Origin of the sequence: Kosakonia sp. LAM2021 (genome assembly GCF_016620385.1) — a bacterium.
In the GTDB taxonomy this organism is placed as follows: domain Bacteria; phylum Pseudomonadota; class Gammaproteobacteria; order Enterobacterales; family Enterobacteriaceae; genus Kosakonia; species Kosakonia sacchari.
Genome location: NZ_JAENHT010000016.1, coordinates 13,562 through 40,376 on the forward strand (window position 1 = coordinate 13,562; position 26,815 = coordinate 40,376).

Consider the following 26,815-nt stretch of genomic DNA (forward strand, 5'->3'; position numbering starts at 1 on the left):
CGCTTAACGTGTTTTATACCAACCCACAAACCAGGTCAGAACGCCACCTGCCATTAGCCACGCAGGCGTTAAACCCCACTCTGGTCGATTAATCAGTAACAGCGTACCGCTCAATAACAGTGTCGCGCCAATGCCAAACAGATAGCGCGATTGCCCCTGCCGCACATGGTTTGCCTGCAATTCCCGGGCAATTTTATCCACGCTTTGCTGCAAATGCTTGCCTTGCAGCAACCCGTTGTAGATCAGTTCAGGAATTTCCGGCATTTTTTCGATCCAGAATGGGCCTTTCTCTTTCAGCGCTCTGACCAGCGCCGGAATACCCACCTGATCTTTGATCCAGGTTTCAAGGAAAGGTTTCGCGGTTTTCCATAAATCCAGTTGCGGATAGAGCTGACGGCCGACACCTTCGATATAGAGCAATGTTTTCTGCAACAGCACCAGCTGCGGCTGCACTTCCATATTAAAGCGGCGTGCCGTGTTAAAGAGGTTGAGCAGCACATGACCAAAGGAGATTTCCGCCAGCGGCTTTTCAAAGATCGGCTCACAAACGGTGCGAATGGCAAACTCGAACTCTTCTACATTGGTATCCGGCGGAACCCAGCCTGAATCCACATGCAGCTCCGCCACTTTGCGATAGTCGCGGTTAAAGAAAGCAATAAAGTTCTCCGCCAGGTAGCGCTTATCTTTTTTGTTCAGCGAACCGACAATACCGCAGTCTATACCGATATATTGCGGATCTTCCGGGTGATCGTAGCTGACGAAAATATTACCCGGATGCATGTCCGCATGGAAAAAGCTGTCGCGGAAAACCTGGGTGAAAAAGACCTGCACACCGCGTTCGGCCAGCAATTTTAAATTGGTGCCGTTTTTCTCCAGCGCCGCCACATCGGAAACAGGAATGCCGTAAATACGCTCCATTACCAACATGTTTTGGCTGCAATAGTCCGAATAGATTTCCGGCACATACAGCATCGGGCTGTTTTCAAAGTTGCGGCGCAACTGGATCGCGTTAGCGGCTTCGCGCAGCAGATCCAGCTCATCAATCAGCGTCTTCTCATACTCTCGCACCACTTCACGCGGGCGCAGGCGGCGACCATCCGGCAACAGCCGGGGAACCCAGCCCGCCAGGCGGTAGATCAGTTTCAGATCCGCTTTGATAATCGGCAGAATGTCCGGGCGGATGACCTTAATCACCACCTCTTTGCCACTCTCTTTCAACCGTGCTGTATGCACCTGCGCAATGGACGCAGAGGCCAGCGGTTCAATGGCGAAATCATCAAACCAGGTTTCAACTGGAAGATCACCCATCGCTTTTTCAATCTGCTTTTTGGCGAGATGACCATCGAAAGGCGCAACGCGGTCCTGCAACATCGCCAGCTGATCGGCAATCAGCGGCGGGAATAGATCACGGCGAGTAGACAACATTTGCCCGAATTTAATCCACACCGGCCCCAGCTCCTGCAAGGCAAGACGCAGGCGTTCCCCAAGCAATTTTTCTTTGTGCCGGTTTGGCATCCAGAACAGCGTCCGTCGCCATAACCGCAGCGGCAGGGTGATACGCATTTTAGGAATGAGCTCATCAAGCCCGTAACTTAAAAAGGTTTGGATGATGAAATAGAGGCGCCGTAATTCTCCAGGCGTCATTTGCCCTCCAGTTTATCCAGGCGTTTGGCTAAGGCATCCGCAGCCCTTTCCACAGCAGCCGTTTCTTCAGCAAACCAGGCAACTTCCAGTGCGCCCGGCGCAAGGCGCCACTCTTCCGTTAGCACTTCAGCGACATAGCGTTGCTGGCGTTGAAAACCGTGTTGCAGAAAGCGAGCCCCACCGCGCAGGAATTTACTGATCCCCTCAGCGGCGATATCGCCTGTCCATGGTGCGAGGGTCTCGGCAGGATCGAATTCCGCTAAATCCATCAGCGAAACCAGGTTTTGCACCACCTGAATATCGCCCTGCACTTCCAGCTCGCCGCTGCGAATAAGCGCGGTCAGCTGCTGGCGGTCGCGCAGCTTCGGCAGTACCCGCAGTTGCGTAATCACGGAACAGTCTGCCTCACCTTCCCACTCGCCTAATACATCAATCTGGCGCTCACTGAACACCAGCACAAAGGGGGAAGAGAACTCTTGCAGCACCACGCGCAACACCTTGCCATGCAAACGCTGGCGCGCGGGTTTTAGCGCGCCTTCACGGTATAAAAACGTATTCAATACACGTTCAATTCCGGCGGCAACCATCGGCTTAAATGGCATACGCACTCCTGTCAGAATTTGTAGCCACGGTGCAGAGCAACGATACCGGCCGTCATGTTGTAGTAATCGACGTTTTCGAAACCGGCGTCCTGCATCATCGCTTTCAGGGTGTCCTGATCGGGGTGCATACGGATGGATTCAGCAAGATAGCGATAGCTTTCCGCGTCGTTTGCTACCAGTTGACCAATACGCGGCAGAACATGGAAAGAGTAAGCGTCATAAGCTTTGCTCAGCGGTTCAATAATTGGCTTGGAAAATTCGAGCACCAGCAGGCGGCCGCCCGGTTTCAAAACGCGGAACATGGATCGCAGCGCTTTCTCTTTTTCCGTCACGTTACGCAAACCAAAAGAGATGGTGATGCAGTCAAAGGTATTATCCGGGAACGGCAAGGCTTCAGCATTCGCCTGCACATATTCTACGTTACCGATCACGCCGAGGTTGCGCAGTTTTTCGCGCCCCATTTTCAGCATCGAATCGTTAATATCTGCCAGCACAACCTGGCCGGTTTCGCCCACCAGGCGGGAGAACTTCGCCGTCAGATCGCCCGTTCCACCGGCCAGATCGAGAACTTTCTGCCCGCGACGCACGCCGCTGCAATCAATGGTAAAGCGCTTCCATAAACGGTGAATGCCCATCGACATCAGATCGTTCATCACGTCATATTTTGACGCGACCGAATGGAAAACATGCGCCACCATGTCGGCTTTGTTTTCTTTGGCGACGGTCTGAAAACCAAAGTGTGTTGTCTCTTTTGAATCTTCCGCCATCTTAGTGCCTGCTATTCAAGAAATTGTTTGTGAAGTGTATCAGATTGGAGGCGATTGCCCTACGATTCAACCACCCGAAGAAGCCTTCGATTCAGGCTCATCGCCTGCGGCCATGCTATCTAATGCATTGTCTTCAAAGCAATCGAGGGAATCGTTTTGCCCGGAACGCAAACGGAACTCTTCGTCCTGTTCTTGTGCTTGCGCCGTCAATTCCGGATTAATCTCGCGTTTGATTTCGACGCCGAGCCCGCGAAACGCCTCTGCCTGGGCCAGCAAATTGCCGCGCCCGGAACTCAGTTTTTTCATCGCCTGACGGTAATTGTCCTGCGCTTTATCCAGGCTCTGACCAATGGATGACATGTCGTCAACGAACAGGCGCATTTTGTCATACAGGCGGCTCGCCCGCTCCGCGATCTGCTGCGCATTGCGGCTTTGATGTTCATAACGCCACAGGTTGGCAATGGTGCGTAGCGCCACCAGCAGCGTGGTAGGGCTGACCAGCATAATGTTATTTTTCAGCGCTTCGGTGATCAGCTCTGGCTGTCTGTCCAGCGCAATCAAAAAGGCCGGCTCCACCGGGATAAACATCAACACATAATCCAGGCTCCGCAGCCCCGGCAGTTGCTGATAATCCTTACGACCAAGCAAGCGAATATGGTTGCGTACCGAGGCGATATGTTCCTGTAGCGCGCCTTCACGAGTAAAGTCGTCGTCGGCATTGAAGTAACGTTCGTAGGCGACCAGCGTCATTTTAGCGTCGATCACCACGTCTTTGCCCTGCGGCAGACGCACGATCACATCCGGCTGCATCCGCGCACGGTGGTCATTTTCAATACTGACCTGGGTTTCGTATTCATAACCTTCACGCAGACCAGAGGCTTCCAGTACGCGGGTCAGCACCACTTCGCCCCAGTTACCCTGGGTTTTGTTATCGCCTTTCAGTGCACGCGTCAGGTTAATCGCTTCCTGCGCCATCTGGGCATTTAGCTGTTGCAGGTTGCGAATTTCATGTGCCAGCGTGTGCCGTTCACGCGCTTCCTGACCAAAGCTCTCCTGCACCTGGCGGCGAAAGCCATCAAGCTGCTCGCGCAGCGGCGTTAGCAGCCCGTTCAGACTTTGTCGGTTTTGCTCATCAACGCGGCGATTGCTCTGCTCAAAGATACGATTAGCAAGGTTTTCAAACTGTTCGCTCAACCGCTGCTCGCTGCTGTGCATTTGGCGCAGCTTCTCTTCGGCATGTAACTGGGTAGATTCCAGCCGGGTAGTGACTTCACGCAGATCCGCTTCCAGCGAGCTATTGATATGTTGCAGGCTACGCAGCTCGTTATTAAGCAACTCGCACTCTTCACGCCAGTGTTCGTTTTGAGTTATCTGCTGCCGGGCGGCGCTCAGTTCGCTAAAGACATCTCGCTGCTCCGCGAGCAGATCCGCCTGCTGCTGCGCCCCGCGCCAGCTTGCGGCCAGCCAGCCGACCAGTAAACCCGCCAGCGCAACGGCTGCCATGACGATGATTGAAGTGTCCACCACGTCCCCTTAGTGATAACGCATATAGCGGAGGATTGTGCTGTATAAACGTCCAGTTTGGAAGGGGTTTTCCTGCGAAGCAGTACGCAAAAAGAAAAGGCCGAACGCGTCGGCCTTAGCAAATGGGAAGGTGAATTACAGAAGACGACGCGCCGCTTCCACCACGATTTTCACCGCGTGGCTTTCGGTCTGCTTCATGGTTTCCGCATTCGGGATCTCTTGCTGGGTGCGGTTCACAATCACACCGGCAACCATACCAGCACGCAGCCCCTGGCTTGCGCACATGGTCAGCAACGTGGCGGATTCCATTTCATAGTTCATCACGCCCATGGATTGCCACTCTTCCATGGAACCTTTAAAGCGGTTCACTACGCGACCAGAGAAGGTGTCGTAACGCTCCTGGCCTGGGTAGAAGGTGTCAGAAGAGGCGGTAACGCCGATGTGTTTTGTCGCGCCAATCGCATCCGCTGCGGCAACCAGCGCGGTAGTGCACTCAAAATCCGCCACTGCCGGGTATTCCATCGGCGCAAAGTGCAGGCTCGCGCCGTCAAGGCGCACGGACGCGGTGGTGATCAGCACGTCGCCAACATTGATGTGCGGCTGAATCGCACCGGTGGTGCCCACGCGCAGGAAAGTGCGGATGCCAAGCTGCGCCAGTTCTTCTACAGCGATAGAGGTTGACGGGCCGCCAATGCCAGTGGAACAAACGATAACCGGTTTGCCATCCAGCTCTGCACGCCAGCTGGTGAATTCGCGGTGGGAGGCCAGTTTGACCGGCTTATCCATCAGCGCGGCGATCTTTTCCACACGCTCCGGATCGCCAGGGACGATGGACAGCGTAGCCCCTTGTAAATCGTTTTTGGTGAGGCCGAGATGAAAAACATCAGACTTGGACATAACAGACTCCTCTGTGGTCGGTTTTATCAGTAGAGGCAAAAAGATACTTTACAGAAGGCACGGACATAATTTCGTGACTGATATCACCATGAATGAAACTGATTGCATTTCATTTCCATAAATTAGTGACTTGCATCACATTAACACGCCATATCCCACAACTCAGCAGCAAAGATAGTCTACGGCACGGTGATTTGCGCGCGCGGCAACTCTTCCCGTCTATAGTTATTGAAGCGCTAAAAAAGGTATGGAGAATGCCATGACAACCAACAACACACCAGGCTTTGCACCTGCGGCTTCACCCCTTGCTTCAACTGTTGTTCACACGCCGGAAGACGCCTTAATCGCGGGCGAAACGTCTATTCCGACACAGGGCGAAAATATGCCCGCGTTTCACGCCCGGCCGAAAAATGCCGAAGGCCCCTTGCCGATTGTCATTGTGGTACAGGAAATTTTCGGTGTGCATGAGCATATTCGCGATCTGTGCCGCCGTCTGGCACTCGAAGGCTATCTCGCCATCGCGCCGGAACTCTATTTTCGCCAGGGCGATCCGAATGATTTCGCCGACATTCAAACCCTGCTGAGCGGCCTGGTAAGCAAAGTGCCGGACGCGCAAGTGCTTGCTGATTTGGATCACGTCGCCAGTTGGGCAGCGCGTAACGGCGGGAACGCTCATCAACTCTTAGTGACCGGTTTTTGCTGGGGCGGACGTATTGCCTGGCTGTATGCTGCGCACAATCCGCAGTTGAAAGCCGCTGTCGCCTGGTATGGAAAACTGGTGGGGGAGAAATCGCTCAATTCTCCGCGTCACCCGGTGGATATTGCCACTGAACTTACCGCGCCGGTGCTCGGTTTATATGGCGCGCAGGATACCGGTATTCCGCTGGAGAGCGTGGAAACCATGCGCCAGGCGCTAAGAGCCGCGAACGCCAAAGCGGAAATCATCGTCTACCCCGAAGCAGGTCATGCGTTTAATGCGGACTATCGCCCAAGCTATCACGCAGAATCCGCTGCCGATGGCTGGCAACGGATGCTGGCATGGTTTGCGCAGTACAGTAAAAAGTGACGTTTTGCGCCGGGGTAAACGCCCGGCGCAGCTCATGCTGTTTCGAGACGCCAGCCCTGCGTCAAACGTACCGCCACTACCTGTTTACGTTGCAGCGGTGCATGATGAAACGCACTCAGCATTTGCCCATCGCACAGGCGTAAATCAAGCAAATAGCGCTCGCCCTGATAAATACAGCTTTCCACCTCAGCGCTCAGACCCTCACGCGTTACCTGCACATGTTCGGGGCGAATCAGCACCGGCTGGTGGGGATCTGTGCCAGTATGCGCCAAACCCGCATGCATTTGTGCGCCATCCAGTTGTTGCGTCCCGGCGGGCGTCGCCAGCATCAGCACGCTGCCCTTCCCAATAAAACGCGCCACCCAACCATTCTGCGGCTGCTGATACAGCGCTTGCGGTGCGCCCCACTGCATCAGTTCGCCCTGGTGCATCACCGCAATATGGCTGGCGAGCGCCATTGCTTCCGCCTGATCATGGGTGACATAGACAAACGTTGCGCCAGTACGGCGGTGAAAATCCCGGAAAGTCTGTTCCATAGTAGCGCGCAGATGGCGATCGAGATTCGCCAGCGGTTCATCGAGCAGCACCACTTGTGGTTCTGCGACCAGGCAGCGCGCCAGTGCCACGCGTTGACGCTGACCACCGCTTAACTCTTGTGGTGAACGTGCGGCGTAAGCACCCAGTTCGACCACCTCCAGCGCGTCCATCACTTGTTTGTGACGCGCCGCGCCGTTCACGTTGCGCAGCTTTAACGGGTAGCCAACGTTCTCAGCAACCGTCATATGGGGCCACAACGCGTAAGACTGAAACACCATCCCCATATCGCGCTGTTCTGGCGGTGTGTGCAGCGTTTTATCCGCCAGCAGACGATCGCCCAGCCATAAGCGCCCTTCGCTCAATGTCTCAAGCCCGGCAAGAATTCGCAGCGTGGTGGTTTTGCCGCAGCCGCTTGGCCCCAACAGGGCGGTAAATGCCCCCTGCGGAATGGTCAGATTGATATCCCGCACCACGGTCTGACCGGCAAACGCTTTGCGTAGATGTTCCAGTCTCAGCTCTGCCAAGGGATCACTCCTTTCGGTAAATAACGGCCAAGCGCGCTGAGCAGCAGCATCACCAGTGCCACAAGGATGACAACCAGCACGGAAAGCGCCGATGCCAGCACCTTGTCGCCGCTCTCATCAAGGTTAAAAATCACTACGCCCAGCGTCTCTTTCCCGGCGCTCCACAGCAGCGCCGAGACGGTGAGTTCATTCACCGCCGTGAGAAATACCAGTAACGCCCCGGCAAACGCCGCCGGTGCCAGCAACGGCAGGACGATATGGCGCAGCCGCTGAGAGAAATTCGCCCCGGCAAGGCTGGCGGCTTCTTCCATTGCGGGATCCAGTTGCAGCATGCTGCTGTGCACCGGCTTCAGGCAAACCGTAAGGAAACGTGCGAGGTAGGCGAAAAAGATGATGCTCAGCGTGCCGCTAAGGCTGATATCGATCAGCGGCAATGGACGAGCAAACAGCAGAATACAGGCAATCGCCAGTACCACGCCGGGCAAGGTATAGGGAATATCGATAATTAAATACAACCAGCGCAACGGCCGGTTCGGGTAGCGCACCAGCAGCCACGCCAGCGGCAGGCTGAGCAGCATCAACACCAGGGCGGCAGAGATCGATAAAAACAGGCTATTGCTGAGCGCGCGTAACGTGGCGCTTTGCGCATCAAAGATGCCGTGCCAGGCGGCAAAAGTAAGGGTTTCACTGTTAAGCGATACGCCAAGCGTCGGCACCAGCGAGGTGGTAATCAGCGCCAGCAGCGGCGCGAGCAGGATGGTACACAGCACCGCCCCCAGTAATAACTCGACCACCAGCCGCCATTTACCGAGGGTAAAACCCAGCGCGCGCCCCGCCATGCCAATCAGCGGTAGCGCATAACGCCGCTGCATGTGGCCTTGCAGCGTGACGATACCAATCGCCAGCATCCCCATCAGCACCGACAGCGCCGCCACGTCATTCAGCATCGCCGGGCCAAAGCTGGAAAGCGTCTGATAGATATACACAGGCAGTACAAAGTAGGAAATCGGGATACCCAGCATCGCCGGAATACCGAAGTTACCGAGCGCTGAAACAAACGCAATCGCCGCCCCGGCCCACAACGCGGTACGGCACAGCGGCAGCACAATATCGAAGAATACCCGCCACAGCGATGCGCCGTGCAACCGGGCGGCTTCAATATGCTCTTTTGGCAAACACTGTAACTGGGTGCGCAGCGCCAGAAACACCAGCGGCGCATGCTGAATACCGAGCAGAAGCGCGATGCCTTCTGCCGAATAGAGCGGGTTGCTGCTGCCAAACCCCGGCGCAAGACCAATGCTATTGAGCAAGATGCTGCCCGGCCCAAAAAGTTGCAGCCAGCTTAACGCGGTGACCTGCGGCGGGATCATCATCGGCAGCATAAACAGAAATACCCACACCTGTTTGAGGCGGATATTGGTCAGCGCCAGGCAAAAAGCGAACAGGCTGCCCAGTAGCAGCGACAGCAGCGTGCCCAGCCCACTGGTATACAGGCTGTGCCACAGCGCAAGCCAGGTGGAAGGGTTATTCATCACGCGCCACAAACTGCTGTCGCTACCGTGGCGCCCGTCCACCAGCGCAGAGAACAGCAACCGCAGGCTGGGCAGCAGGCTCAGTAGCGCAACAAGAAACAATAACAGCCAGAGCAGCCCTTTTGCCGGGCCGCCGCTGGCGTGCTGGCGCAGCGTCATACTGGTCATCAACTAGCGGTTTCCGAACAGGTCGGCAAAGCGTTTTTTATTGGCTTCCGTCTCGGCCAACGCTTTTGCTGCATCAAACGGCATCAGCTTGATGCTGTCGCGCGGCGGGAACCCGGCCGGAACCGGCAAGGTGGCGTCGGCGGGCAGATAGCCCTGCTGGAGCACCAGTTTTTGCCCCTCATCCGAGAGCACAAAGTCGATAAACGCTTTCGCCGCCTGCGGGTTTTTCGCGTTTTTCAGCATCGCTACCGGTTCGGTAACAATGCTGACGCCCTCTTTCGGAAACACGAACTCAATCGGTGCGCCTTTGGCTTTTTCGCGGATCGCCATGTAATCCACCAGCACGCCATAGGCTTTGCTGCCGGACGCAATCGCGCTCATCACCGCGCCGTTACCGCTTTGCGGCATCGCACCGTTCTCTTTTAGTTTCTCGTAGTATTGCCAGCCGAGCGCCGGATCGTTCATCAGCGTCGCCTGGTGGATTTGCGCGGCACCGGAATAGAGCGGGCTTGGCAGCGTGGTCATGTTTTTCAGCTCCGGTTTGAGCAGATCCTGCCAGGAGGTAGGCTTAACCGGGGCTTTGCTGTGATACGCAATACCGGTGGTGATCAGTTTGCTGCCGTAGTAGTAGCCGTCTTTGTCGTATAACTGCGCATCAAAGCGCGTCGCTTGCGGTGATTTATACGGTGCCAGCAGGTTTTGCTGTTTCAGGGATTCCATGGTCACGCTGTCGGCAATCAGCAGCACGTCCGGGGCAGCACCACCGGCAGCTAACTCTGCCTGCAAGCGCGCGGTCAGCTTGGTGGTTCCGTCGCGGATCCATTTCACTTCAATGTCCGGGTGCGCTTTTTCAAAGGCGCTGACGGTCATTTGCGCATCTTCATTGGGCTGGCTGGTATAGAGCGTCAGAGTGGATTTGGCGAAAGCCGACGTACTGATCACGGCCAGCAGTATCGCCGCCAGCGCACTTTTTTTACTCATGGTTCAGTCCCCTGTGTTTTCGTTGCGACGATTAAAACAAGGGAGTTTGACAAAAATGTTACCGAAGCGATGTTGGCTTGTTACAGAGGAATGATGCGCCGCCGGTTTCACACCGGACGGCGCGGTAAAGCTTACTGTTGGCGCAGGTTCTGCGCGGCTTTCACCATGTTTGCCAGCGCGCTACGGGTTTCCGGCCAACCGCGGGTTTTCAGGCCACAGTCCGGGTTCACCCATAGGCGTTGTGCCGGGATACGCTGCGCCGCTTTCTGCAACAGCGCTTCGATCCACTCAACGCTCGGTACGTTCGGCGAGTGAATGTCATACACGCCTGGGCCGATTTCGTTCGGGTACTCAAACTCTTCGAACGACTCCAGCAGTTCCATATCCGAACGCGAGGTTTCAATGGTGATCACATCGGCATCCAGCGCAGCGATGGAGTCCATGATGTCATTGAACTCGCAGTAACACATATGGGTGTGGATCTGCGTGTCATCTTTCGCCACCGCCGCGTTGATGCGAAAAGCCTCCACGCCCCACGCCAGATAAGCATCCCAGTCGCTGCGACGCAGCGGTAAGCCTTCGCGCAGTGCCGGTTCATCAATCTGGATAATGCCAATCCCTGCCGCTTCCAGATCCGCCACTTCATCACGCAATGCCAGCGCAATCTGTTTGGCGATGGTTTCGCGGCTCACATCTTCGCGCGGGAACGACCAGCAAAGAATGGTCACCGGGCCGGTCAGCATGCCTTTCACCGGTTTATCAGTCAGCGACTGCGCATACTTCGCCCACTCCACGGTAATGGCTTCCGGGCGGCTGACGTCGCCGATAACTACCGGCGGTTTCACGCAGCGGGAACCGTAGCTTTGCACCCAGCCGTTTTGTGTAAAGACGAACCCATCCAGGTTTTCACCGAAGTACTCCACCATGTCATTACGCTCGGCTTCACCATGCACCAGCACGTCTAAGCCCAGACGTTCCTGCTCGACAATCGCCTGTTTGATGTGTTCAGCAATACCGGTACGGTAGTTGCCCGCGTCGAGATTGCCTTTTTTGAAATCCAGGCGCAGGCCGCGAATTTCCGTGGTTTGCGGGAAGGAACCAATAGTTGTGGTCGGCCAGGCGGGCAGCTTAAAGCGCGCGCGCTGGGCTTTCGCACGCTCGGCGTACGGGCTATTGCGCTGGCTGTCCTGCGCAGTGATCGCCGCCAGACGCTGTGCCACTGCCGTGTTGTGAACGCGCGTAGAGTGGCGACGTGCCTGAATCGGGGCGCTCCATTCCGCCAGTTTCTCCGTGTTACCGCTGTTCAGCGCATCGCGCAGCAGCGCCAGTTCCTGGCATTTTTGCAGGGCGAAGGCGAACCAGCTTTTCACTTCCGCATCCAGACGCGTTTCAACACTCAGATCGATCGGGCTGTGCAGCAAAGAACAAGAAGAGGCAACCCACAGCGGACGTTTACCGACCACCTCGTTGATTTGCGCATATTTCTCAGTGAGATCGGCGCGCCAGACGTTACGGCCGTTCACCAGACCAGCAGAGAGCAGCCAGTCGGCGGGCAGACGCGAGTGCAGCTCGGCCACGTTGTCCTTGCCGTGTACCAAATCAACGTGCAGCCCCTGAACCGGCAGCGCGGTGATCACATCAAGGTTCGGCGTCACGCCTTCAAAATAGGTGGTCAGCAGCAGTTTCAGCTGGCCGGAAAGCGCGTCGTAAGCCGGTTGAAACGCATCCAGCCAGACTTGCGGCAGCTCCAGCACCAGCGCCGGTTCGTCGATTTGTACCCACTCGATACCGCGTTTTGCCAGCTCGCCAAGCACCTGTTTGTAGACTGGCAGAATGTCGTTCAGCAGGCTTAAGCGGTCAAACTGTTCGCCTTTCACTTTACCCAACCACAGGTAAGTGACCGGACCAAGCAGCACAGGTTTCACCTTGTGGCCGAGCGCCAGCGCTTCGTCAACTTCGTCCAGCAGTTGCGTCCAGGTCAGTTTGAACTGCTGGCCTTTGCTGAACTCCGGCACCATGTAGTGATAGTTGGTATTGAACCATTTGGTCATTTCCGCCGCTGCCGCCGGTTCGCCGGTTGGCGCACGTCCACGACCAATGCGGAACAGGGTGTCGATATCCACCGAGCCGTCGTTGTTCTGATGACGAGCCGGCACATTGCCCAGCAGCAGGCTGGTGGTCAGAACATGGTCGTACCAGGCGAAATCGCCCACCGGCAGCAGATCGATACCGGCCTCTTTTTGCTGCTCCCAGTGGCGGGCACGCAGCTCGCGCCCCACTGCCAGCAGCTCTTCACGGGTGGAGTTACCCGCCCAGTAGCTCTCTTGCGCTTTTTTCAACTCGCGACGCAGGCCAACGCGAGGGAAACCGAGGGTGTGATTAAGAATTGTCATTTTTAGCCTCTTCAATTGGGTTAATCCAAAGGATTTCGGATTAAGGGAAGGCGGCAAGTTCATGAATCCCCAGGAGCTTACTGAAGTAAGTGACTGGGGTGAATGAGCGCAGCCAACGCACCATTAATTCGAAAGACGCAGGATTTTTAGACGTCCAGATGTTTACACATCTATAATTCGCAAGTACTGTATATTCCTCAAGCGCAAAATGTTCATGCCGGAGTGAAGGACTTTCATGATCGAAATTAAACACCTGAAAACGCTACAGGCGTTACGAAACAGCGGGTCGCTGGCGGCAGCGGCGGCAACGTTGCATCAAACGCAGTCCGCGCTTTCCCACCAGTTCAGCGATCTGGAACAACGCCTTGGCTTTCGTCTGTTTGTGCGTAAAAGCCAGCCGCTGCGCTTTACGCCGCAGGGTGAAATTCTGCTGCAACTGGCGAATCAGGTGCTGCCGCAAATTAGCCGCGCGCTGCAGGCCTGCAATGAGCCGCAGCAAGCCACGCTGCGCATCGCGATTGAGTGCCATAGCTGTATTCAGTGGCTAACGCCCGCGCTTGAGAACTTCCGCCAGAACTGGCCGCAAGTGGAGATGGATTTCAAATCCGGCGTCACGTTTGATCCGCAACCTGCGCTGCAACAGGGCGAGCTGGATCTGGTCATGACCTCCGACATTCTGCCGCGCAGCGGCCTGCACTATTCACCAATGTTTGATTTTGAAGTGCGTCTGGTGCTGGCACCGGATCACCCGCTGGCGGCGAAAGCGCGCATCACACCGGACGATATCGCCAGCGAAACGCTGCTGATCTACCCGGTACAGCGCAGTCGCCTGGATATCTGGCGTCACTTCCTGCAACCGGCGGGCGTGAGCCCGTCGCTGAAAAGTGTCGATAACACGCTGCTGCTGATTCAGATGGTTGCCGCGCGTATGGGCATTGCGGCGCTGCCGCACTGGGTGGTGGAGAGTTTTGAGCGCCAGGGTCTGGTCGTGACCAAAACCCTGGGCGAAGGATTATGGAGCCGGCTGTACGCCGCCGTGCGCGACGGCGAGCAGCGTCAGCCGGTAACGGAAGCGTTTATTCGCTCAGCGCGGAACCACGCTTGCGACCATCTGCCGTTTGTGCGGAGCGCGGAGCGACCCAACGGCGATGCACCCACAGCGAGGCCATTATCACCGCACCACCAATAATAAAACTCGGCCAGTGCGGCTGTTCCTGCCAGATAGCAAGGTTAACCAGTAACCCGGCGGGAACATGCACATTGTTCATGATGCCGAGCGTCCCGGCGTCCACCTGCGTGGCGCCGTAGTTCCACATAAAATAACCCAGTCCGGATGCCACCACGCCAAGCCACACCAGCACGCTCCATTGCAGCGTCGTGGTCGGCAATTTCTGCGGATTACCCATCACAAACCACGCCACCACGGCGACCACGAATGCGCCAAGATAAAACCAGGCGAACGCGTTGTGTTGCGGCATCGGGCGCGTCTCCATCAGGCGTTTGTAGCCGACCATACCAATGGCAAAGCTGATATTCGCCAGTTGCACCAGAATCAGGCCAATCCAGAAGTGATCGCTCACTTTGTCGTAGCGAATAATCGCCGCGCCAATTACCGCCAGCCCGGCGCTCAGCGCGTAGCTCCAGCGCAGCCCGCGCTTGCTGAGCAGATCGTAAATCAGGGTGACATACAGCGGGGTGAAAACGGTAAACAGCAGGAATTCAGACACCGTCAGATAGAGATAAGCCTGGAAGCTGAACAGGTACATAATGCCCAGTTGTAGCGCGCCCACCAGCATGTACAGGCCAATGGTTTTCAGGTGGTGACCGCGCGTGCGCAGGAACGGTAAAAAGACCAGCGCCGCCAGCCCCACGCGCATCAGCACGGAGAAGTAGCTGTCGACATGACCCGCAAGGTATTCGCCAATCAGGCTAAAAGAGAAAGCCCACAAAATAGTGGTGATGATGAGTAACGCCACAATGAATGTCTCTTCGATGAATGGACAGGCATTGTAGCGAACTCAGTTGCGCAAAGTTTGAGTATTTAGTTGACGAGTGGTTAATTTAAAACCACTCGTCAAGCTTATTCGAGAAACAGCTTACGCAGGTAATGCGGTACGGCGTTATCGGCGTTGGTGCCGATAACTTCCAGCTCCGGGTGCAGCTCTTTCAGGCGCTGGTGAGCGTTACCCATAATGCAACCTTTGCCCGCCATCGACAGCATTTCCGCGTCGTTCATGCCGTCGCCAAAGGCGATGCACTCTTTTAAGCTATAACCCAGCGCGCTCGCGACCGCTTCCAGCGCATGGCCTTTCGACACGCCGCCCGCCATCACCTCCAGGCAGGTTAAGGTAGAGAAGCTGACGTTCACGCGATCGCCCCAGCGGGCGTTGATGGCCTGCTCCAGCGGCAGCAATTTTTCATGGCTTTCGCAACTGAAGAAAACTTTGCTGATCCCTTCCGGCTCAAGCAAACCCGGCTCATACAGTGAATACTGGAACACCGCTTCTTTGAAGAAACGCATTTCATCCGGACGGTGGCGGTTCATGAACCACTCATCGTTGCGGTAGACGTTAGTGATGATATCCGGCTCGTTATGCACCACGCCGAAAAGATCGGTGGCGATATCGCGATCCAGGTTATGGGTGAACACCAGATTGCCATCGGTGTCGTGTACCCGCGCACCGTTGGAGGTGATCATGTAGGCTTTAATGCCCAGATTATCGCGGATTTGCCCGACATCCACATGGTGGCGGCCGGTGGCGAAGACGAAGTTGACGCCGCGCGCGGTAAGCAGTTTTAACGTTTCTTTGGCAAAGGGCGACAGTGTGTGGTCGGGGGAGAGCAATGTGCCATCTAAATCAGATGCAACAACCTGGTACATAAGAAAATTTAACCTCAATAATTCATCAGTTATGCCGGTCGAAGAATTCGACGATGGCGTTGAGCGCGACCGAGCGCATGGCGTCCTTTTCAAAAAGGATCTCATGGTACGCGCCTTGTATGACCAGCGGTTTCCCCCCTTCACAAGGGTGGCCCGCTGCGGCGCGTCGTTCACAGAAGCGTTGATGCATGCGGTTATCGACCACGTGCTCCTCTTCTGCCTGAATAATCAATGTCGGCGTGGCGTCTTTTTCCGCCCCCGCCAGCGCGTGTTCACCGGCTAAGATCCCTTCGCGTACCCAGTGCCAGGTGGGTCCGCCAACGCGAAGCTGCGGTTCGTCGGCATAAAAACGCAAATTACGGCGATAGCGCTCGCGGCTGTGGGTTAACACGTTTATCGCGAACGGCAACGGACGCCAGCTCCCGGTGCCAATGGCGTAACCTTCACGAAGGCTCGGGTAGCTTTCGGCCCAGTCCAGCAACGGGCGCACCATCCATTCCGGCAGGCGAATAATAATGCCGAACATAGGCGCGCACAGGGCAATCGCATCGCAGGCTTGCGGATAGCGCTGCAAGAACAGAGTGGAAATAGCGCCACCCATTGAATGAGCAAGAATATAGCGTTTGCGCCATGGTCCGCTGGCCACTTCCTGATCCCAGAACGCCGCCAGATCGTCGACATAATCACTGAAATTCACCACATGACCACGATGCGTGTCCGATAACATTCGCCCGGAACGCCCCTGGCCGCGATGATCGATAATCAACACGTCATAACCGAGGTGGAACAGGTCATACGCCAGCTCTGCGTATTTTACGTAGCTTTCGATGCGGCCGGGACAAATCACAATCACGCGATCGTTACTTTGCGCGCGAAAACGGACAAAACTGACCGGCACATTATCCACGCCGGTAAAGACCGCTTCTTCCCGCGAACGCCAGAAATCCATCAGTGGCCCCATGGTAAAAGCCGCGAACGCTTTTTCTCTGGTTTCCCATGCTGTTTTTTGCCGAAACATTGGGATTTCGCCCCTTTTAGCCATGTAAAATCGTTTTTTTGTGACCAATAGCAAATTCCGCTGACAATAGCGTATTGTGGCATAAAAACAGACATCCAGGGAGATTCTCATGACCTTCGAATGGTGGTTCGCTTACCTGCTGACATCCTTAATTCTGAGCCTTTCCCCCGGCTCCGGCGCGATTAACACCATGTCCACTTCCATCAGCCACGGTTATCGCGGCGCGGCGGCGTCGATTGCCGGGCTGCAAACCGGCTTAGGCATTCATATCGTGCTGGTTGGTGTCGGTTTAGGTACGTTATTTTCACGCTCGGTGCTGGCCTTCGAAGTGCTGAAATGGGCGGGCGCGGCTTATCTGATTTGGCTTGGCATTCAGCAGTGGCGTGCCGCTGGCGCTATCGATCTCAATACTCTGGCGAAGACCCAAACGCGCGGGCGTTTGTTTAAACGCGCCGTATTCGTCAACCTGACCAATCCGAAGAGCATTGTTTTTCTCGCCGCTCTGTTCCCGCAGTTTATCGTTCCGCATCAACCGCAAGTGATGCAGTACGTAGTGCTCGGCGTCACCACCATTGTGGTGGATATCATTGTGATGATTGGCTACGCCACGCTGGCGCAGCGTATTGCGGCATGGATTAAGGGCCCGCGCCAGATGAAAGCGCTGAACAAAGTGTTCGGTTCGTTGTTTATGCTGGTCGGCGCGCTACTGGCATCGGCAAGACACGCCTGAGAAGAGAGCCGGATAACGACTATCCGGCTTTTATCGCTTAGCGGGAAATAATCAGGTGGATACCAAAACCGGCGAACAGTGCGCCAGCAAAACCATCAATCCACTTCGCCAGGCGCTGATAACCCCGACGAATTTTAGGTAAAGCGAACAGGCTGGCTACCACGGTAAACCAGGCGAACGTTTCCACCGCAATCAGCATAAAAATACCCCAGCGCGCGCCAGCGCCCACGCTATCGCCAACAAACAGTGAAAACACCGAGCCAAAGTAAATGATCGCCTTCGGATTAGCGAGATTGGTCAGTAATCCTTTGATAAAGCTGCGTCCGCTGGCGGCCAGCTCAACCTGCGGCGCGTCGCTGTTTTGTGGATCTTTTTTCAGCGCGCCGCGCAACATCTGATAGCCCATCCAGCATAAATACAGGCCGCCGCCGACCATAATGATGTTATGCAGCCACGCCATTTTTGCGAGGATCAGGTTCAGGCCGAGCAGCGCCACGCCTGCCCAAATCATGACGCCTGTGGTGATACCGAGCACGCCCATCATCGCTTCTTTGCGCGAGCGGCTGACAGCGGTTTGTGAAACGAAGAAGAAATCGGGGCCGGGGCTCATCAGTGCGACGATATGCACCAGCGCCACGGTGAGAAATAACATCAACATAGATAACTCGCGGGAAAATAGTTCAGGGGGAAACCATCCTCCCATTTTTTTCGCTGGCTGACTACTCTTCTTCGCCGTCGACATGGGCGCGGATCAGCGCCATAAACTCCTGGCCGAAGCGCTCAAGTTTACGCGTCCCCACACCGTTGACGCTGAGCATTTCGCCCGGCGACAGCGGCATCTGCTCGGCCATTTCAATCAGCGTCGCGTCGTTAAACACCACGTAAGGCGGAATGTTCTCTTCATCGGCAATTGCTTTACGCAACTTGCGCAGCTTGGCGAACAGCTTGCGGTCATAGTTGCCGACCGCCGCTTTCTGCATCACTTTTGGTTTCAGCGCCACCATACGCGGCACCGCCAGCATCAGCGGGACTTCACCGCGCAGCAGCGGACGCGACGCTTCGGTGAGTTGCAACGCCGAATGCTGAGCAATGTTTTGCGTGGCGAAGCCCAAGTGAATCAGTTGGCGGATCACGCTCACCCAATGTTCGTGGCTTTGCTCACGACCAATTCCATACACCGGTAATTTGTCGTGGCCAAACTCGCGGATGCGCTGGTTATTCGCCCCGCGCAGCACTTCCACCACATAGCCCATGCCGAAACGCTGATTCACGCGGTAGATAGCCGACAGCGCTTTTTGCGCGTCCTGTAAGCCGTCGTACTGACGTGGCGGATCGAGGCAAATATCGCAGTTACCGCAGGGCTCCTGGCGACCTTCGCCAAAATAATTAAGCAGCACCAGACGGCGGCAGGTTTGCGCTTCAGCAAACGCGCCCATCGCATTAAGCTTGTGTCGCTCAATATCCTGCAACGGCCCGGCGGGTTTTTCTTCCAGGCAGCGGCGTAGCCACGCCATATCCGCCGGATCGTAAAACAGCATCGCTTCCGCAGGCAGGCCGTCACGCCCGGCGCGACCGGTTTCCTGATAATAGGATTCGATATTGCGCGGAATGTCGAAATGCACCACGAAGCGCACGTTGGGCTTGTTGATGCCCATACCAAACGCGACTGTCGCCACGACAATTTGCAGGTCATCGCGCTGGAACTGTTCCTGCACGCGCGCCCGCACCGCGTTTTCCAGCCCGGCATGGTAAGCCGCCGCGCTAAAACCGCGACTCTGCAAACGGGCGGCGGTGTCTTCCACTTTCGCCCGGCTGTTGCAATACACGATGCCGCACTTGCCGCGCTGCTCCTGCACATAACGCAGTAGCTGATCGAGCGGCTTAAATTTTTCCATCAGCATGTAGCGAATGTTCGGGCGGTCGAAGCTGCTGACCTGAATCAGCGGATCGTGAAGCCCCAGCAAACGCTCGATATCGCGGCGGGTTGTGTCATCGGCGGTGGCGGTAAGCGCCATAAACGGCACGGAGGGCAGCATCTGGCGCAACTGGCCCAGCGCGGCGTATTCCGGGCGGAAATCATGGCCCCACTGGGAAATACAGTGCGCTTCGTCCACGGCCAACAGCACCGGATTCCACTGGCGCAGCTGATCGAGGAAGTTGTCGAGCATCAGGCGCTCGGGAGCGATATAAAGCAGGCGAATCTGGCCGTTGCGACAGCCGTTGATCACCTCAAACTGCTGTTCGCGGCTCTGGGTAGAGTTCAGGCATGCTGCAGCAACACCGTTTGCCAGTAGCTGATCGACCTGATCTTTCATCAGCGAGATGAGCGGTGAAACCACCACCGTCAGGCCATTTAATACCAGCGCCGGAATTTGGTAACACAGGGATTTCCCACCGCCGGTCGGCATCACCACCAGGCAGTCGCGGCCGCTGAGCACGGTGTCGATAATATCCTGCTGGCCCGGGCGGAATTGCTGGTAGCCGAAGGTCTCTTGCAGAACCTGTTTCGCCAGCGATTCCTGATTCAATACTTCCGCCTGTGCCACTCTGACCCCATCTGCCTGAAATAAAAACAGGCGCTATTTTCAGCGCCTGAGAGAGAAACTGCAATGCTTAAAACAGATCGTTAAGCATCACGCCCACGCCGACACGTGTCTGATTGAAATTGTAGTCAATCAACGATTCACCGTACCCGCTGTAGACCTGCGTATAAAGACGTACGTGTTTAGTCACTGGGTAGCTTAGCCCGATTTCCGCGCCGCCGTAACCGGTATTCCAGTTATATTGTCCTTTTGCGCTGAGGATCGCATCGCCCAGCTGGTAGCCAATTTTTAGCTGGTAATAACCCATATATTTGGTGATATCCGGGTTGTCATCGACCGACCCCACCACATACCAGGGTTTCACTTCCACCAGCCAGTTGCCGCTTTGCGCCATTAAGCGTGTATAGGCGCGGTTCCAGCTGCGTGAAGTCGGGTCGGAACGCCCGTTCGAATCGTGGTTAAAGCCAAACTCCACATCGCGCAGCGTCCAGCCTGCAAACTCGTAATCGGTGGCGAAACCGAGGAACAGTTGCGGTTCGTAGTTGGTTTCACGGAATGGAGAAGACTCTCCGCTGTTTGACAACTGCCACCAGGATTTTTGCGTGTAGGAACCACCGAACACCGAGTTTGGCCCCAGAATCCCGCGCCAGAGCGGGAACGCCAGGCTGAGCTGGAACTTCACTTCATCTTTGCGCGCATTATCCGCCCAGTTATAAGAGCGAATCGCTTCTTTGTTCAGATCGCTGGTATCGGTGTAGATAACGTAGTTGGATTCATAAGGGTAGAGCGTGAACGGATTGTCGTGCTCCTGCAATAAATTGGCGATGATGCTGCCGCGCACGGCGGGTGCATCATGAACTTCTTTTACCGTCGCTTCTTGTGCGTAAGCCATAAACGGCAGTGCAAGCACTGCGAAAAACCAACCCAGAGAGGTCCGCATCGGTTTGCTGCTCCAAATCATATTGTTGAATTGACGAATTTCCCCGCAAGTATTCTACATATTTATTGAGTCACTGCTCATGTATCGGTTCCGAAAGTGGAAATCAACAATCGATAAGCATAAAATCAACATTTCATTAACTCATCGGATCAGATAGCCATGTCAGTTGTTCTCACAGCGGAAGAAGTCCTGAAAACGGTCGGCGAGATATTCGTTTACCACATGCCGTTTAATCGTGCGTTAGGGCTGGAGCTGGAGCGCTATGAAAAAGAGTACGCGCAGCTGAGTTTCAATAACCAACCTATGATGGTCGGCAACTGGGCGCAAAGCATTTTACACGGCGGCGTGATTGCTTCCGCGCTGGATGTCGCCGCGGGTCTGGTTTGCGTGGGCAGCACGTTAACCCGCCATGAAACCATTAGCGAAGAGGAGCTGCGCCAGCGTTTAGCACGCATGGGCACTATCGATTTACGCGTCGATTACCTGCGACCGGGTCGCGGTACGCGTTTTACCGCCAGCAGCAGCTTGCTGCGCGCGGGTAACAAAGTTGCCGTCGCGCGCGTAGAGTTGCACAACGAAGAACAACTCTATATCGCCAGCGCGACCGCCACCTATATGGTGGGGTGAGCCGCTCAGAAAAATCGGGTACCATGAGGATTCATTTCAGCTAAGAGCTTTCCCGATGGATGCAAAACAGACGCGGCTGGGCGTGCTTCTCGCCCTGGCCGCTTATTTTATTTGGGGCATTGCCCCGGCGTATTTCAAAACGATCTGGTTCGTTCCGGCCGACGAAATTCTTACGCATCGCGTGATCTGGTCTTTCTTCTTTATGCTGGCGTTGATTAGCGTAAGCCGCCAGTGGAGCAGTGTGAAAGCCCTGCTGCAAACGCCGAAAAAGATCCTGCTGCTGGCGCTCTCTGCCGTGCTGGTCGGGGGAAACTGGTTGCTGTTTATCTGGGCGGTCAACCATAACCATATGCTGGAAGCGAGCCTGGGCTACTTTATTAACCCGCTGGTGAATATTCTGCTGGGGATGCTGTTTTTGGGCGAACGTTTTCGCCGCATGCAGTGGCTGGCGGTGCTGCTGGCGGCGATCGGTGTACTTGTACAACTGTGGACCTTTGGTTCGCTGCCGGTCATCGCGCTTGGTCTGGCATTCAGCTTTGCTTTTTACGGCCTGCTGCGCAAAAAGATTGCGGTGGAAGCACAAACCGGCATGTTGATAGAAACGCTGTGGCTGCTGCCGGTAGCGGCGATTTGGTTGTTCGGCATTACCGACAGCCCGACCAGCCATATGGGGCAAAACAGCCTGTCGCTTAATCTGCTTTTAATGGCCGCAGGTGTCGTAACCACGGTGCCGCTGCTCTGTTTTACCGGTGCGGCAACGCGTCTGCGCCTGTCGACGCTCGGCTTCTTCCAGTACATTGGCCCTACGCTGATGTTCGTGCTGGCGGTGCTTTTTTACGGCGAACATCCCGGCGCGGATAAAATGGTGACCTTCGGCTTTATCTGGGTTGCGCTGGCTATCTTTGTCCTCGACGCGGTTTATACGCAGCGCGGTTTACGCAAAAAAGCCTGATTAAACACATGGGCGGAATAGCCGCCCAATACCTACAAAAATTTAGAGGTAAGGATTTACTCAATCGCGTAATGCGCAAGGGAATGCTATGTTTGCCCCTTCGTCATTACGTTATTCAGGATGAATCAGCGATGATCCGCAGGATTTTTTTGCCATCGGGCAAAACGTGCCTCGCGCGTGGGCCGTATATCCTTATCTTTTTACTTCTGCATATCCTCTTTTTAGTTGTCGCCTTTAATGTGGCGGAACTGCCTGTTCTGCCGCTGGTGTGCTTTCTGCTTTACACCTATTTAAAGCTAAATATTAACGCGCAACGCTGCAGAGATAGCGGTGCCAAAGGCCGCTATGTGGTCATTTTTTCACTGCTGGTCTACCTGGCCTCGCTGGCGGTTGCCGCGACCGGTGTTGTCAGCGATGTAGAGTGCGTGAGCTTAGGTATCAGAATCTATTTCGGTTACGACGTGCTGGTATTTTTCGTCTTTATGCTCGCACCGACGCAGTTAAAACAACAAATTAATTCGACGGACCACGTGTCTATTTCAGGAGGGGAAAATGAGTAACATCAACACTTATGATTATAAAAGCGACCATTCATTAAGCGACAAATGGAAGTATCGTTTCGCATTCTATGAGAAGAATGGCTACCCCTCTTTTTGGGGAATGAGCCCGGCATGGAAAAACGCCTATAAAGAAATGACCTTTGGGCAGAAGATAAAAGTCTCTTTCAATTTCTTCGCCTGGTTTTTTTCTATTATCTATTTGCTGATCCTTGGTTTGTGGAAGAAAGCCCTGTTAGTTTTAGTTATCAACGTTGTCGTTATCGTGGTTGCGGTTATTTTTAACCTTGGCTTCCTGGGTTATATGGTCAACGCCGTCATCGCCTGTCGGGCCAACATTTGGTATTACGATCTAAAAGTGAAGGGCAAACAGGACTGGAGCCTGTAATAAAAAAGGTTCAGCGCGATGCTGAACCTTTTTGCTTTACAGCCAGTTACGGCGCTTGAAGTAGAGATAAGGCGCAAGCCCCGCGAGGATCATAAAGATGATTGCGCCAGGGTAGCCAAAGCTCCAGTGCAGTTCGGGCATAAACTCAAAGTTCATGCCGTAGCTGGAAGCCACCAATGTCGGCGGCAGGAACACGACCGATACCACCGAGAAGATCTTGATGATGCGGTTCTGCTCGATATTGATAAAACCCATCGCCGCCTGCATCAGGAAGTTCACTTTCTGGAACAACGATTCGTTGTGCGGAAGCAGGGATTCGATATCGCGCAGGATCTCGCGCGCCTGCTCAAGCTGACCTGCCGGTAAACGCGCCTTACGCACCAGGAAGTTCAACGCGCGCTGGGTATCCATCAGACACAGGCGCACTTTCCAGCCGATATCTTCCTGTTCCGCCAGCGTCGAGAGTGCGTCGTCATACTCGTCGCCCTGCTGGCCTTCCATAATGACGCGACTCAGCTTTTCCAGGTCGCTGTAAATGTTTTCGATTTCATCCGCCAGTTGCTCAATTTTGGTTTCGAACAGATCCAGCAGCAGTTCATAAGCGTTGCCGTCGACCATCTCCTGGCTACGGGCGCGCATACGATACAGGCGAAACGCGGGCAGCTCGCGCTCACGCAGGGTGAACAGGCGACCTTCGCGGATGGTAAATGCTACGGTTGAGTTTCCTGCGTGATCTTCAGCATCTTCAAAAAAGAAGAAGGAGTGGATGTGCAGGCCGTCTTCGTCTTCAAAAAAACGCGCCGACGCCTCGATGTCTTCCAGTTCAGGTCGGGTGGCCAGGTTCTGGCCCAATTCCGTTTGCACGCGGGTACGTTCTTCATCGTCCGGCTCGACCAAATCAACCCAAACAGAGCTGGCGAGGTGCTTGATTTCGTCAGCCTCAAGGCGGGTTAAACGATTGTTTTCCAGTTGAAATGCGCTCAGCATAGCCGGGACTCCCAATGCAAAAAATATCGGACAGTTCGGTGGGCACACAGAGAAACAAATTGGGTTTCAGACCATTAAACAGCCTGACTCAGCGCGACGGGGATACAGCGGGTCGCTGACAACCTCTAAGGCCATCAGCATGAGGAGATAGCCTTAGGAGTTGTTCCTGAAAACCAGGAAATTGAGCCAGTATCTACTGGGTGTGTCCAAGGCGAATGTCCTCTTAGCGTGATCGTGCGCGCATGTTACGCCAGCACTCAGAAGGCGTCAACACGCAACGAAACGCTAAAGAGCAATATTTGCCCTTCAGCGTATAAGGCTAGCAGAATATTACAAAATAATGATATTTTTCTGAAAGTTACACGGTTTCGAGCTTGGCGTAAGCCGCCACCAGCCATTTGATACCTTGCCCCTGGAAAGCCACCTGTAAACGGCTGTGCTCGCCGCTGCCTTCCATGTTCACCACCGTGCCTTCGCCAAATTTGGCATGGCGCACGCGCTGACCAAGTTTATAGCCGGTATCGCTTTGCGCAACCGGCGTACCCATGCGTTGATGGCTAACCGGACGGCTGATGCTGGCGCGCAAACGCACCTCTTCCACACACGCTTCCGGCAACTCGCCAATAAAGCGCGACGGGCGGTGATACACCTCTTTGCCGTACAACCGACGCGTTTCCGCATAGGTTAAGGTCAGTTTTTGCATGGCGCGCGTCACACCGACATACGCCAGACGGCGTTCCTCTTCCAGGCGGCCGCCTTCATCCAGCGACATCTGACTGGGGAACATGCCCTCTTCCATACCGACAATAAACACCTGCGGGAACTCCAGCCCTTTCGCCGAGTGCAGCGTCATTAACTGCACCGCATCCTGCCAGGTATCCGCCTGCCCTTCGCCCGCTTCCAGTGCGGCGTGGGAGAGAAATGCCTGCAGCGGCATTAAATCTTCGTCTTCTTCGTTATAGCTGAACTGGCGCGTCGCGGTGACCAGTTCCTCTAAGTTCTCGATACGCGTCTGGCCTTTTTCGCCTTTTTCCTGCTCGTACATCATGCGCAGGCCGGAATCGCTGATCACCCGGTCGGTTTGCACATGCAACGACATATCCGCCGTTTCCTGTGCCAGCGCGTCAATCAGTTCCAGGAAACGTTGCAGCGCGCTCGCCGCGCGGCCCGCCAGCGCTTTTTCCTGTAACAACTCGCGCGTCGCCTGCCATAACGTCAACTGGCGATCGCGCGAGGTTTGGCGCACCACGTCCAGCGTACGGTCGCCGATGCCGCGCGTTGGCGTATTCACCACGCGCTCAAAGGCGGCGTCATCATTGCGGTTGGCGATCAGGCGCAGGTAGGAGAGCGCATCTTTAATTTCCTGACGTTCGAAGAAGCGCATACCGCCATAAATCCGGTACGGCATACTGGCTTGCAGCAGCGCTTCTTCCAGCACGCGCGACTGGGCGTTGCTGCGATAGAGAATGGCGCACTGCGTCAGCTGCCCGCCGTTATCCTGCCAGGCTTTAATGCGATTGACGACATAACGCGCTTCATCCAGCTCGTTAAAGGCGCAGTAGAGTGAAATCAGCTCGCCATCGACGCCATCGGTCCACAGCTTTTTCCCCAGACGCCCGTTATTGTTCTCAATCAGGGCGTTCGCCGCGCTGAGGATATTGCTGGTCGAACGGTAGTTCTGCTCCAGGCGGATCGTCTGCGCGCCGGGGAAATCTTTCAGAAAGCGCTGGATATTTTCCACCTGCGCGCCGCGCCAGCCGTAGATGGACTGGTCATCGTCACCGACGATCATCACTTTGCCGGTATCGCCCGCCAGCAGGCGGATCCACGCGTATTGAATGTTGTTGGTATCCTGGAATTCGTCCACCAGGATATTGGTAAAGCGTTCGCGGTAGTGCTGCAAAATATGCGGTTTGTTGAGCCACAACTCATGGGCGCGCAGCAGCAGCTCGGCGAAATCCACCAGCCCGGCTCGATCGCAGGCTTCCTGATAGGCCTGGTAAACTTTTTGCCAGGTTTGTTCCACCGGGTTACCGAAACTTTGAATATGGTGCGGACGAATGCCTTCGTCTTTTTGGCCGTTGATGTACCACATCGCCTGGCGCGGCGGCCATTGTTTCTCGTCGAGGTTCATCGCTTTGATCAAACGCTTGAGCAAACGCAGTTGATCTTCGCTGTCGAGGATCTGGAAATCCTGCGGCAGGTTGGCGTCCATATGGTGCGCGCGCAGCAAACGGTGCGCGAGGCCGTGGAAGGTGCCAACCCACATCCCGCCCTGCGAAGTGCCCATCAACTGGCCGATACGGTGGCGCATTTCCGCCGCCGCTTTGTTGGTGAAAGTCACCGCCATAATGGAGTATGGCGAGCAGTTTTCCACGGTCATCAGCCAGGCGATACGGTGTACCAGCACGCGCGTCTTACCGCTCCCCGCCCCTGCCAGCACCAGCATATTGCTGCGCTCGGCGGCTACGGCGTCGCGCTGTTTGTCATTGAGGCTGTCGAGCAGATAAGAAACGTCCATTGGCACCGCCGCGAAATATTACTGGGAATTTATACA

25 protein-coding genes are annotated in these 26,815 nt (G+C 55.3%); 7 read left to right on the forward strand and 18 right to left on the reverse strand.

The window, feature by feature from the left end; all coding sequences use genetic code 11:
- Positions 1–3 precede the first annotated feature (3 nt).
- From ubiB to udp, 5 genes are all read right to left on the reverse strand, one after another.
- Entirely contained in the window at positions 4–1,644 is a 1,641-nt protein-coding gene (gene ubiB / locus JKP81_RS22220; RefSeq protein ID WP_200553487.1) for a ubiquinone biosynthesis regulatory protein kinase UbiB, read from the reverse strand.
- Entirely contained in the window at positions 1,641–2,246 is a 606-nt protein-coding gene (locus JKP81_RS22225; protein WP_200553489.1) for an SCP2 domain-containing protein, read from the reverse strand. Before JKP81_RS22225 ends, ubiB begins: the two co-directional genes overlap by 4 nt.
- Before the next feature lie 11 nt (positions 2,247–2,257).
- Complete coding sequence (gene ubiE / locus JKP81_RS22230) at positions 2,258–3,013, reverse strand: bifunctional demethylmenaquinone methyltransferase/2-methoxy-6-polyprenyl-1,4-benzoquinol methylase UbiE (RefSeq protein ID WP_020456038.1); 756 nt, start codon at positions 3,011–3,013, stop codon at positions 2,258–2,260.
- Positions 3,014–3,079: 66 nt separating this feature from the next.
- Positions 3,080–4,537 (reverse strand): DNA recombination protein RmuC, encoded by a 1,458-nt coding sequence (gene rmuC / locus JKP81_RS22235; RefSeq protein WP_200553491.1) that lies wholly within the window; start codon positions 4,535–4,537, stop codon positions 3,080–3,082.
- A gap of 135 nt (positions 4,538–4,672) precedes the next feature.
- Positions 4,673–5,434: a uridine phosphorylase gene (gene udp, locus JKP81_RS22240; protein ID WP_200553493.1), complete on the reverse strand. Its 762-nt coding sequence runs from the start codon at positions 5,432–5,434 to the stop codon at positions 4,673–4,675.
- A gap of 259 nt (positions 5,435–5,693) precedes the next feature.
- Here udp and JKP81_RS22245 point away from each other — a divergent pair, with 259 nt between their 5' ends.
- Positions 5,694–6,500, forward strand: a complete 807-nt coding sequence (locus tag JKP81_RS22245) for a dienelactone hydrolase family protein (protein ID WP_200553495.1) — start codon at positions 5,694–5,696, stop codon at positions 6,498–6,500.
- Between the two features lie 32 nt (positions 6,501–6,532).
- Here the strand turns inward: JKP81_RS22245 and JKP81_RS22250 are convergent, their stop codons facing one another.
- The 4 genes from JKP81_RS22250 to metE all read right to left on the reverse strand — a co-directional run bounded on the left by JKP81_RS22250 (position 6,533) and on the right by metE (position 12,635).
- Positions 6,533–7,561 (reverse strand): ABC transporter ATP-binding protein, encoded by a 1,029-nt coding sequence (locus JKP81_RS22250; RefSeq protein ID WP_200553496.1) that lies wholly within the window; start codon positions 7,559–7,561, stop codon positions 6,533–6,535.
- The gene (locus tag JKP81_RS22255) at positions 7,549–9,261 is read right to left on the reverse strand and encodes an iron ABC transporter permease (RefSeq protein ID WP_234455772.1); all 1,713 of its coding nucleotides are present in this window, start codon (positions 9,259–9,261) and stop codon (positions 7,549–7,551) included. Before JKP81_RS22255 ends, JKP81_RS22250 begins: the two co-directional genes overlap by 13 nt.
- 3 nt (positions 9,262–9,264) lie before the next feature.
- Positions 9,265–10,242: an ABC transporter substrate-binding protein gene (locus tag JKP81_RS22260; RefSeq protein WP_200553499.1), complete on the reverse strand. Its 978-nt coding sequence runs from the start codon at positions 10,240–10,242 to the stop codon at positions 9,265–9,267.
- 131 nt (positions 10,243–10,373) lie between these two features.
- Positions 10,374–12,635, reverse strand: a complete 2,262-nt coding sequence (gene metE, locus JKP81_RS22265) for a 5-methyltetrahydropteroyltriglutamate--homocysteine S-methyltransferase (RefSeq protein ID WP_200553500.1) — start codon at positions 12,633–12,635, stop codon at positions 10,374–10,376.
- A gap of 235 nt (positions 12,636–12,870) precedes the next feature.
- On the opposite strand from metE, the gene metR reads away from it, so the two are divergent.
- Positions 12,871–13,824, forward strand: a complete 954-nt coding sequence (gene metR, locus JKP81_RS22270) for an HTH-type transcriptional regulator MetR (RefSeq protein ID WP_017459749.1) — start codon at positions 12,871–12,873, stop codon at positions 13,822–13,824.
- Here metR and JKP81_RS22275 read toward each other — a convergent pair.
- The 3 genes from JKP81_RS22275 to pldB all read right to left on the reverse strand — a co-directional run bounded on the left by JKP81_RS22275 (position 13,712) and on the right by pldB (position 16,534).
- Positions 13,712–14,611, reverse strand: coding sequence for a carboxylate/amino acid/amine transporter (locus JKP81_RS22275; protein ID WP_200553502.1), 900 nt, complete (start codon positions 14,609–14,611; stop codon positions 13,712–13,714). The genes metR and JKP81_RS22275 overlap by 113 nt on opposite strands.
- Before the next feature lie 104 nt (positions 14,612–14,715).
- Positions 14,716–15,516 (reverse strand): sugar/pyridoxal phosphate phosphatase YigL, encoded by an 801-nt coding sequence (gene yigL / locus JKP81_RS22280; RefSeq protein ID WP_200553503.1) that lies wholly within the window; start codon positions 15,514–15,516, stop codon positions 14,716–14,718.
- A 25-nt stretch (positions 15,517–15,541) separates the two neighbouring features.
- Complete coding sequence (pldB, locus tag JKP81_RS22285) at positions 15,542–16,534, reverse strand: lysophospholipase L2 (RefSeq protein WP_200553504.1); 993 nt, start codon at positions 16,532–16,534, stop codon at positions 15,542–15,544.
- Between the two features lie 109 nt (positions 16,535–16,643).
- Between pldB and rhtB the strand changes: the two genes are divergently transcribed.
- Complete coding sequence (gene rhtB, locus JKP81_RS22290) at positions 16,644–17,264, forward strand: homoserine/homoserine lactone efflux protein (RefSeq protein ID WP_200553505.1); 621 nt, start codon at positions 16,644–16,646, stop codon at positions 17,262–17,264.
- Between the two features lie 37 nt (positions 17,265–17,301).
- Here rhtB and rhtC read toward each other — a convergent pair whose 3' ends face one another.
- The 3 genes from rhtC to pldA all read right to left on the reverse strand — a co-directional run bounded on the left by rhtC (position 17,302) and on the right by pldA (position 20,747).
- Positions 17,302–17,922 (reverse strand): threonine export protein RhtC, encoded by a 621-nt coding sequence (gene rhtC / locus JKP81_RS22295; RefSeq protein ID WP_200553506.1) that lies wholly within the window; start codon positions 17,920–17,922, stop codon positions 17,302–17,304.
- Positions 17,923–17,983: 61 nt separating this feature from the next.
- A complete protein-coding gene (recQ, locus tag JKP81_RS22300; protein ID WP_200553507.1) occupies positions 17,984–19,810 on the reverse strand; it encodes an ATP-dependent DNA helicase RecQ in 1,827 nt (608 codons plus the stop codon).
- A 67-nt stretch (positions 19,811–19,877) separates the two neighbouring features.
- Positions 19,878–20,747, reverse strand: a complete 870-nt coding sequence (gene pldA / locus JKP81_RS22305; RefSeq protein WP_200553508.1) for a phospholipase A — start codon at positions 20,745–20,747, stop codon at positions 19,878–19,880.
- Between the two features lie 159 nt (positions 20,748–20,906).
- On the opposite strand from pldA, the gene yigI reads away from it, so the two are divergent.
- The 4 genes from yigI to JKP81_RS22325 are packed head-to-tail and all read left to right on the forward strand — an operon-like array spanning position 20,907 to position 23,271.
- Entirely contained in the window at positions 20,907–21,374 is a 468-nt protein-coding gene (gene yigI / locus JKP81_RS22310) for an acyl-CoA thioesterase YigI (protein WP_017459741.1), read from the forward strand.
- Positions 21,375–21,429: 55 nt separating this feature from the next.
- A complete protein-coding gene (gene rarD, locus JKP81_RS22315; RefSeq protein WP_175274390.1) occupies positions 21,430–22,326 on the forward strand; it encodes an EamA family transporter RarD in 897 nt (298 codons plus the stop codon).
- Between the two features lie 8 nt (positions 22,327–22,334).
- Complete coding sequence (locus tag JKP81_RS22320; RefSeq protein WP_234455773.1) at positions 22,335–22,886, forward strand: hypothetical protein; 552 nt, start codon at positions 22,335–22,337, stop codon at positions 22,884–22,886.
- Complete coding sequence (locus JKP81_RS22325) at positions 22,879–23,271, forward strand: DUF2628 domain-containing protein (protein WP_200553509.1); 393 nt, start codon at positions 22,879–22,881, stop codon at positions 23,269–23,271. Before JKP81_RS22320 ends, JKP81_RS22325 begins: the two co-directional genes overlap by 8 nt.
- A 36-nt stretch (positions 23,272–23,307) precedes the next feature.
- Here the strand turns inward: JKP81_RS22325 and corA are convergent, their stop codons facing one another.
- The 3 genes from corA to uvrD form a co-directional block, all read right to left on the reverse strand.
- A complete protein-coding gene (corA, locus tag JKP81_RS22330) occupies positions 23,308–24,258 on the reverse strand; it encodes a magnesium/cobalt transporter CorA (RefSeq protein WP_017459737.1) in 951 nt (316 codons plus the stop codon).
- Between the two features lie 153 nt (positions 24,259–24,411).
- Positions 24,412–24,468 carry a YsgD/CorL family protein gene (ysgD, locus tag JKP81_RS23800; protein ID WP_353609977.1) on the reverse strand — a complete coding sequence of 19 codons (57 nt, stop codon included), beginning with the start codon at positions 24,466–24,468 and terminating at the stop codon, positions 24,412–24,414.
- 148 nt (positions 24,469–24,616) lie between these two features.
- Positions 24,617–26,779: a DNA helicase II gene (gene uvrD / locus JKP81_RS22335; protein ID WP_200553510.1), complete on the reverse strand. Its 2,163-nt coding sequence runs from the start codon at positions 26,777–26,779 to the stop codon at positions 24,617–24,619.
- Between the last annotated feature and the right edge of the window lie 36 nt (positions 26,780–26,815).